Below are 7,929 nucleotides of genomic sequence, written 5' to 3' on the forward strand. Positions count from 1 at the left end.
TATTAACTCTGAATTGCCTTCATTTGCTAAATGCCTCTGACTTATAACCAGAGGCATTTTTATAACTCAATCTCTCAGGAACGAAATAAAACAAGTATTAGGTCTAAGCCTGACTTAGCCTCAAAACAGAAGTCTGCTATGATAAATCCCTACTTTATTGAGTTTCATCGTCAACCTCCTTTTAATCACACATATAATTATGAAACGCTTACTACCTTGGTTAATTATTGGTCCGATTATTGTTGTCTTCATACTCTGGATCATCATCTCAACGACTTTTTAAGGGCAGTTTCCATCTCCTTATAAGTTCTGTTACATTTGCAGCAAAAATTTTACGAAAAACTATATCGTCAGAATTACCCAGCTGTTAACATGTAATTGTTACTTTAATTTTAAAGCGAGGTACAAGATATGAAAGGCATTATTCTCTGGCTCATGGGAGTCCCAATTTTTGTAATCATCCTACTTTACTTATTTATTTTCTAATTAGTTCTATTTTTCAATTGCTCTCAAGCCACCTATTTCCACCAATTGAAATAGGTGGCTTTTTAGTTCATACTTAGGCCGTAGACTTAAGTTTAGGAAGATTTTATGACAACCGAGATTGTATTAGTACTGCTTATCACGGTCATCGCGATGGTACTTTTCATCACAGAGAAGGTTCGCTACGACGGTATCGGTCTCCTAGTCTTAGCTTCCTTAACCCTCTTCGGCTTAGTGACGCCCTCTCAGGCGCTGAGTGGCTTTAGTAATGAAGCCACGATCACCATTGCCTCCATGTTCATCTTGGCTGCTGCTCTTGAGAATACGGGCGCGCTTAATGGTTTCAATCGACTCTTCAGTTATATTAAGTCGCCTTGGGCTTTTTATCTAACCCTGTTTGGCGTACTAGCCATCATTGCACCCTTTGTTAATAATACGGCGGTGGTGGCTGTCTTTATTCCCATAGTCATTAGTGCAAGTTTAAAGGTGGGTCTAGCCCCTTCTAAAACTCTCATTCCCCTATCCTACGTGTCACAAATGGCAGGGGTCATGACCTTAATCGGAACCTCAACGAACTTAATCGTCAACTCAGTGGCGAAGGAACAAGGCTTCAGAGGCTTCTCGATGTTCGAGTTTCTGCCTTTAGGTGCGATCTGCTTTGTGGCGGGGTGTTTGTACCTCATTACCATCGGACGTAGGATACTACCGGATGTGAAGAGCTCTGATCTCTTTAACCTCTATGACTTTGGGCATTATGTGACAGAGCTCTATATTACTGACGACTCATCACTCGTCGACACCTCTTTTTCTGAGGCGGGAATTAGTCAAGATTACAGTATTTATCTTATTGAGGTCCGCCGCGATGGTGAGAAAATAGCCTCACCGCGCTCCAGTGAACTAGAGCCGGGCGATATTCTTCTTGTTCGTGGGCGCTGGGATGATATTCGACAATTAACTGATGATAAAAAGCTCAAAGTTAACAACCAACTCCAACGCGGCAAGCAGGTCCCTGAAGGTGTTAAGTGGTCTCTGGCTGAGATTATGATTGCGCCAAACTCACGTGCCATCGGTCGCAGCATGGTTTTATTTAATCGCACCTGGAAATACAATAGCCTAATTATGGGTATTCAGCGTCGCGGTAATATTATCCGTAGTCAGCTTGAGGACATCCGCTTACAAGTGGGAGACATCATCCTGCTAGCAATCCCAGAGGACGATTTAAATGCGCTGCAAAAAGACAAACATGTCATCCTACTATCCCAGACAGAGGCCCGCAATCGAGCCAAAAAATGGAAATCGTTAGTTAGTCTAGCTATTATGGCGGGCGTCATTGCCACCGCCGCCTTTGGTTTGGTGCCAATTGCCATTAGTGCATTGGTTGGTGCCTTGCTCTTAACCTTAATCGGCTGCATCGGCGCCGACGAGGTGTATGAGCGCGTCGACTGGACCATTATTATGCTGATGGCAGGTCTTATACCACTAGGTATCGCGATGAATGAGACGGGTGCCGCGGAATTCATTATCAGTAATACACTCGGCTATTTTGAACAATTTGGTCCTCACGTCATGTTAGCCATTCTCTATATTATGGCTTTAATTCTCGGCGAGATGATGAGCAACTCGGCTGCGGCCGTTTTGCTAACCCCGCTAGCAATGTCGACGGCTAAGCTGCTAGGCGCTGACCCAACACCATTTTTAATTGCGGTAACGTTTTCTGCTTCAACGAGTTTTATTACGCCAATCGGTTATCAGACCAACACCATGGTTTATGCGGCTGGCGGTTATAAGTTCACCGACTTTGTAAAAGTCGGTGTGCCGCTAAATCTGATTTTCTGGATTTTAGGGGTGATATTTATCCCCTACTTCTGGCCATTTTACGGTTAATTGAAGAACTTAAAATAACGCTTAGCCTTCAAATGCCGCAGCCGCGCGTTGGAGGCGATCGTTAATGGCTTCCCAGCTCTCGTCTTCTGGAAGTGGTTGCACAGCTATGCGAGCATAGCCCTGCTTATCTAAGTCACGCAACAAGGCATAAAGACGTTGGGCATATTGCTGTGGGTCGCGCGGCATAGCGATATAATCCACCGATTCATACTCAGCAGGATATGCGGTCGGGTCAAAGACCAGAACCGCCCACTTGGCAGCTGTCACAGTCGCATCACCATGCATGGATTGAATTAAGGCACTAATCGCCTCTTCGCTAGCAGGTAGCCATTGTAATAGGGTCTTAGGTGCATAGTGCGCCTTTAAGCTACCCGAGACTTGGGGCGCAGCTGCGTCCTTATTACGAGGCTCATAGCCGAGCACTTCACTGAGTTGCTGACGCGTGATATGACCTGGTCTTAATAAGGTTGCCGGCACGCCCTCACCCAATCGTGACAAATCCACAATAGTCGACTCAATGCCGACTTCTGAGGCTCCGCCATCAAGTACCCAAAGCTCGTCAGCTGCAATCTCTGTAGCGAACTCATTCATCACGTGCTGGCTTGCTGTGGGTGAGACCTGCCCAAATTTATTCGCCGAGGGTGCCGCTAAGCCACCCTGCCCATTCGGACGTTGTTCGGCGAATTCACGCAATAAGGCTTGAGCGACAGGATGGGAAGGACAGCGTAGGCCTACGGTCGACTGTCCGCCACTCACGGCAGCCGGTATATGCGCTGCTCGCTGCAAGATTAAGGTCAAGGGACCAGGCCAAAAGGCCTTAATCAGTAATTCCGCCTCATGAGGAATCTGCTTTGCCCAATAGGACAAATCCGCTTCCGGCGCCAAGTGCACAATCACTGGATGGTTACTTGGTCGCTCCTTGATTTGATAGATTTTTGCAACGGCCTGTGGATTTTCAGCGTCAGCGCCTAAACCAAATACTGTCTCAGTGGGAAAGGCAACTAAGTCACCTTGGTTTAAGCGCTCAGCGGCCGCTTGAATTGAATGGATCAACATGAAGATACACTAGTTTCTACTTAGCTCTGCACCCAAATGCAAAATATCACTGACTTTTTGAGCGGTCTCATACAAGGTGTCAATATCAGCATGAATAATATTAACGTGACCCATTTTGCGTCCAGGACGCGGCTCGGCCTTACCATAAAGATGTAATGACACACCTGCCAAGGATAACACAGCAGCCCAATCTGGCTCCTGAGCCTGCGCCTCATCCGCCACAAACCAACTATCACCCAAAATATTCAGCATAATGGTCGGTTGCAATAAACGGGTATCGCCTAATGGCATACCCGCCATCACCCGCACTTGCTGTTCAAATTGTGAACAGGAAGTAGCATTCATTGTGTAGTGACCGCTATTATGCGGGCGTGGAGCAATTTCATTAACCACTAGCGTAGGATGGTCGGGACTCAGCTTAGCGGCATCGAGCACAAAAAACTCGACACACATCACGCCAAAATAGTTTAAATTTGAAGCTAATGCCTTGGCATAATCAATGGCTTGGGCAGCGAGCTCCTCAGGGACTAGACCAGGATACACCGTGGTGCTGGAAAGAATCCCATTAATATGATGATTTACCCCCACTGGGTAAGTGACGATGTCATCCTCTAAGTTACGCGCTAGCACCACCGATAGCTCATAGGCTAAAGGTAATTTCGCCTCAAGTACGCACTCAACCTCACCGAGGTCCTTAAATGCCTGCTTCGCTTCTGCGAGATTATTAACAATCGCTTGGCCTTTGCCGTCATAGCCTAAACGCGCTGCTTTTAAAATACCTGGGAAAAGTGCTGCCTTAACACGATCCAAATCCTCAAGCTGACGAATGGCAGCATGCTCAGCCACTGGCACACCGGTAGCACGAATAAAGGATTTTTCAGAAATACGGTCTTGTATCACCGCTACCGCTGAAGCTGCGGGTGTCGTGCGCACGGTATAGGACAACTGCTTTAAGGATTGCGCAGGGACATTTTCAAATTCCGTGGTGACAGCACGCACGGCGTCAGCCATTTGCTGTAGCGCAGCAAGACTTTCATAATCTGCGCTAATATGCTGTTCGGCAATTTGTCCTGTGGGACCGTCTGCCTCTTGACCTAGGGCAATCACCTTATAGCCCATGGCCTGAGCGGCATGGCAAAACATACGGCCTAACTGACCGTCACCCAACATACCTAAATACTCGCCCGGATGGATTTTCTCATCATAGGCTGGAGGCCGTGACATACTACGCCTCCGGTGGCAGTGTCATGGCACGTGCCTTTTGCGTTTGAGTGGAGCGATACGCTTTGAGTCGTTCGCGCAAGGCGGCATCCGTCATGGCTAAATTAGCAATGGCATGTAAAGCAGCATTGGCCGCACCGGCTTCACCAATGGCAAAGGTGGCGACCGGCACGCCCTTTGGCATCTGCACGATGGAATGTAAGGAATCCTCACCACGCAGATAACGTGATGGTACAGGCACACCAAAGACCGGCACCTCTGTCATGGCTGCCACCATACCGGGTAGATGGGCTGCCCCACCGGCACCAGCAATAATACAACGTAGACCACGTTCATAGGCCGTCTCGGCAAAAGCCACCATATCTAAGGGCATACGATGCGCTGAGATAACCTTGGCCTCATGCGGTATCTCAAACTGCTCCAACAATTCAACCGCATGACGCATCACCTCCCAGTCACTGGAGGAACCCATAATCACTGCGACTTTTACATCCTCTTTGGCAGAGCTCATATAAAATCCTTCACTTAATAATTAAATGCTTTGGCCAGTTAAAATCACTAAGGCTTCACGGTATTTGGCGGCGGTTTTATCAATCACCTCTTGCGGCAAACGCGGTGCCGGTGGGGTCTTATCCCAATCTTGCTGCTCTAACCAATCGCGCACAAACTGCTTATCGTAGGAAGGTGGATTCACCCCCTTTTGAATACGGTTTGCTGGCCAAAAACGAGAGGAGTCTGGCGTCAGCACCTCATCCATCAAGTGTAGGCGACCCGCTTTATCCAAACCAAATTCAAACTTGGTGTCAGCAATCACCACACCTTTAGTCTCAGCGTATTCCGCCGCTGTTGTGTATAGCTTTAGGGTAACATCACGAATCTCTTCAGCCATTTCCTGTCCGACTTCGGCCACCACGTGATTAAAGTCGACATTGATATCATGATCGCCCACCTCAGCCTTGGCCGCTGGGGTAAAAATCGGTTGTTCAAGCTTTTCAGCCAATTGTAGACCACGTGGTAACTTAACCCCACAAATCTCACCCGTGCTGCGATAGTCCTTCCAGCCAGAACCAATAATATAGCCACGTGCGACTGCCTCAACTAAAATCGGCTGTAAACGCTTAACAATCACTGAGCGACCCTGCGCCTGTGCCAACTCCTCGCCGGACAGCACATCCTCAAGCTGCAAATCGGAACTATGGTTAGGCACAATATGCGCTAGCTTTTTAAGCCAGAAATTCGTCATCTCTGTGAGCACCTGCCCCTTACCCGGAATGGGATCATCCAGGATCACATCGAAGGCTGAAATACGGTCCGTTGCAACAATTAAAAAGTGATCCTCACCCACCGCATACATATCACGCACTTTACCGCGTGCAACCAGCGGCAATGATTGGATGGTAGATTGATAAATTGCAGTCGCCAAAACACTATCCTTTGATTTAACTATCAAATTATTAAAAGATTAATTTTAACATAGGAGTACCTTAGCTAAAGGCTAGACGCAAAAAACCGGCGCGACAGATGACTGTGGCACCGGTATGGGAAGCTATCCGTCTGCGGATAGCTTGTGCTGGTGGCTAATTACTTAGCAGCTCTTTGAATTGCTTCGCCACCGGCCTCAATGTCTTCACCCGCACCGTGTACTGTATTACAACCCGTAGCGAACACTGCGCCAGCTAAACCTAAGGCTAATACAAACATGCGTGTTAATTTGCTTAGTTTCATAAGAACCCCTTAATTTAAATAACTTATTGATAGTAATCTCAGCCACTAATTAATAGCTAAGATAGTTTCATTTTAAAGCGTTACGCCCTTTTCCTCTACCAATAAAAGGTGTCAAATTCTAAGCAAACACCCTAATTATGTTATTTTTCTTTAAAAACTAAAGTCTTTGTGACAAAATAGGCTCGTAAAAATCACGCCAAGGAGGAATATATCATGCGATTTTTAACACGTCTGTCAACACGTTTGATGGAACGCTATTTACCTGACGCTTATATTTTCGTCATTCTTTTGTCATTAGTTGTTTTTGTTTTAAGCGCTTTTACCAATCAAGCACCACTCAATGTAGTGGATTATTTCGGTAATGGCTTTTGGGGTTTAATGGCCTTTACGGTACAAATGACCATGGTGTTATTGTGTGGCTCGGTGATGGCTAAAAGCCCATTTTTTAAACGTATTTTAGTATCTTTAGCAAAAGCACCTAAATCAGCCGGCATGGCCATTATGATGGTCGCCTTTTTAACTGCGCTCGCCTGCTGGATTAACTGGGGTTTTGGTTTAGTCTTAGGCGCGCTCATTGCTAAAGAGGTCGCTAGACAACGTAATGACACTGACTATCGCTTATTAATTGCCAGTGCCTATAGTGGCTTTGTGATTTGGCACGGCGGTATTGCTGGCTCTATCCCGCTGAGCATTGCCACCGCCAAGCACCCTTACGAAGCACAGATCGGTGTGATTCCAATCAGTGAGACACTTTTTTCTACGGGCAATCTGATTATTTGTGTGGCACTATTAATTTGCATCCCGATTCTTTGCCTATTGATGCACCCGTCCAAGGAGGAGCGTGTCATTATCGATCCTAAGCTGTTAGAGGAAGCAGAGCCTGAGTCTAAACCAGTGCAAATGACGCCGGCTGAGCGCCTCGAGCATAGCCGTCTTTTAAACCTGATCATCGGCGTCTTAGGCTGGATTTATATCATGAGTTACTTTGTTAAAGGTGGTAGTTTAAACCTAAATATTATTAACTTTATCTTCTTCTTTGCAGGCATCGTGCTGCATGGTACCCCGCGTAATTTTATCAACGCGGTAGATGATTCCGTGCGCGCGGTGGGGCCCATTCTTATTCAGTTCCCTTTTTATGCGGCAATTATGGCGATGATGGTACAGTCCGGTTTGGCAGCAAATATTACCAATGCCTTTGTCAGCGTGGCCTCAGAAAAAACTTTCTATGTACTGTCCTTCCTCAGCGCTGGCTTGGTTAATTTCTTTATTCCAAGTGGCGGTGGTCAATGGGCGGTGCAAGCGCCAGTGATGATTGAAGCGGTTAATCAGATGAATGCCATGGGCGCCAATATCGAGCAGGCTAAAATGGCCATGAGTATTGCTTGGGGCGATGCCTGGACCAATATGATTCAGCCATTTTGGGCCTTACCAGCACTAGCGATTGCCGGTCTAAAAGCACGTGATATTATGGGTTTCTGCCTCTTTACCCTCATTGTGTCAGGGCTGATTATTAGCGGCGTATTCTATGTAAGCGTCCGGTGAACACATGTATTCATTCCT

At 46.8% G+C, this 7,929-nt stretch carries 7 protein-coding genes; 2 read left to right on the plus strand and 5 right to left on the minus strand.

Features of this window, described 5'->3' with window-relative positions; all coding sequences use genetic code 11:
- The first annotated feature begins 591 nt into the window (after positions 1-591).
- Positions 592-2,367 carry an SLC13 family permease gene (locus HMPREF3179_RS06610; protein ID WP_070470195.1) on the plus strand — a complete coding sequence of 592 codons (1,776 nt, stop codon included), beginning with the start codon at positions 592-594 and terminating at the stop codon, positions 2,365-2,367.
- A gap of 21 nt (positions 2,368-2,388) precedes the next feature.
- On the opposite strand, the gene HMPREF3179_RS06615 is transcribed toward HMPREF3179_RS06610, so the two are convergent.
- From HMPREF3179_RS06615 to HMPREF3179_RS06635, 5 genes are all read right to left on the minus strand, one after another.
- Positions 2,389-3,423 carry an L-threonylcarbamoyladenylate synthase gene (locus tag HMPREF3179_RS06615; protein ID WP_070470198.1) on the minus strand — a complete coding sequence of 345 codons (1,035 nt, stop codon included), beginning with the start codon at positions 3,421-3,423 and terminating at the stop codon, positions 2,389-2,391.
- Between the two features lie 9 nt (positions 3,424-3,432).
- Positions 3,433-4,647: a 5-(carboxyamino)imidazole ribonucleotide synthase gene (locus tag HMPREF3179_RS06620; protein WP_036558432.1), complete on the minus strand. Its 1,215-nt coding sequence runs from the start codon at positions 4,645-4,647 to the stop codon at positions 3,433-3,435.
- 1 nt (position 4,648) lies between these two features.
- On the minus strand, positions 4,649-5,155 hold the full coding sequence (gene purE / locus HMPREF3179_RS06625) for a 5-(carboxyamino)imidazole ribonucleotide mutase (protein ID WP_036558434.1): 507 nt from the start codon (positions 5,153-5,155) through the stop codon (positions 4,649-4,651).
- Between the two features lie 21 nt (positions 5,156-5,176).
- Positions 5,177-6,067 carry a phosphoribosylaminoimidazolesuccinocarboxamide synthase gene (locus tag HMPREF3179_RS06630; RefSeq protein WP_070470203.1) on the minus strand — a complete coding sequence of 297 codons (891 nt, stop codon included), beginning with the start codon at positions 6,065-6,067 and terminating at the stop codon, positions 5,177-5,179.
- Between the two features lie 158 nt (positions 6,068-6,225).
- Positions 6,226-6,369, minus strand: a complete 144-nt coding sequence (locus HMPREF3179_RS06635; RefSeq protein ID WP_036558439.1) for an entericidin A/B family lipoprotein — start codon at positions 6,367-6,369, stop codon at positions 6,226-6,228.
- 213 nt (positions 6,370-6,582) lie between these two features.
- On the opposite strand from HMPREF3179_RS06635, the gene HMPREF3179_RS06640 reads away from it, so the two are divergent.
- On the plus strand, positions 6,583-7,911 hold the full coding sequence (locus tag HMPREF3179_RS06640) for a short-chain fatty acid transporter (protein ID WP_070470206.1): 1,329 nt from the start codon (positions 6,583-6,585) through the stop codon (positions 7,909-7,911).
- The last annotated feature ends 18 nt before the right edge of the window (positions 7,912-7,929 follow it).

The organism is Oligella sp. HMSC09E12 (assembly GCF_001808505.1).
GTDB classification, from domain to species: Bacteria; Pseudomonadota; Gammaproteobacteria; order Burkholderiales; family Burkholderiaceae_B; genus Oligella; species Oligella urethralis.

What these genes read in the sequence shown, in the direction of transcription:
- HMPREF3179_RS06610 (WP_070470195.1), top strand. Translation starts at nt 592, where the DNA reads ATGACAACCGAGATTGTATTAGTACTGCTTATCACGGTCATCGCGATG.
- HMPREF3179_RS06615 (WP_070470198.1), bottom strand. Translation starts at nt 3,423, where the DNA reads ATGTTGATCCATTCAATTCAAGCGGCCGCTGAGCGCTTAAACCAAGGT.
- HMPREF3179_RS06620 (WP_036558432.1), bottom strand. Translation starts at nt 4,647, where the DNA reads ATGTCACGGCCTCCAGCCTATGATGAGAAAATCCATCCGGGCGAGTAT.
- purE (WP_036558434.1), bottom strand. Translation starts at nt 5,155, where the DNA reads ATGAGCTCTGCCAAAGAGGATGTAAAAGTCGCAGTGATTATGGGTTCC.
- HMPREF3179_RS06635 (WP_036558439.1), bottom strand. Translation starts at nt 6,369, where the DNA reads ATGAAACTAAGCAAATTAACACGCATGTTTGTATTAGCCTTAGGTTTA.
- HMPREF3179_RS06640 (WP_070470206.1), top strand. Translation starts at nt 6,583, where the DNA reads ATGCGATTTTTAACACGTCTGTCAACACGTTTGATGGAACGCTATTTA.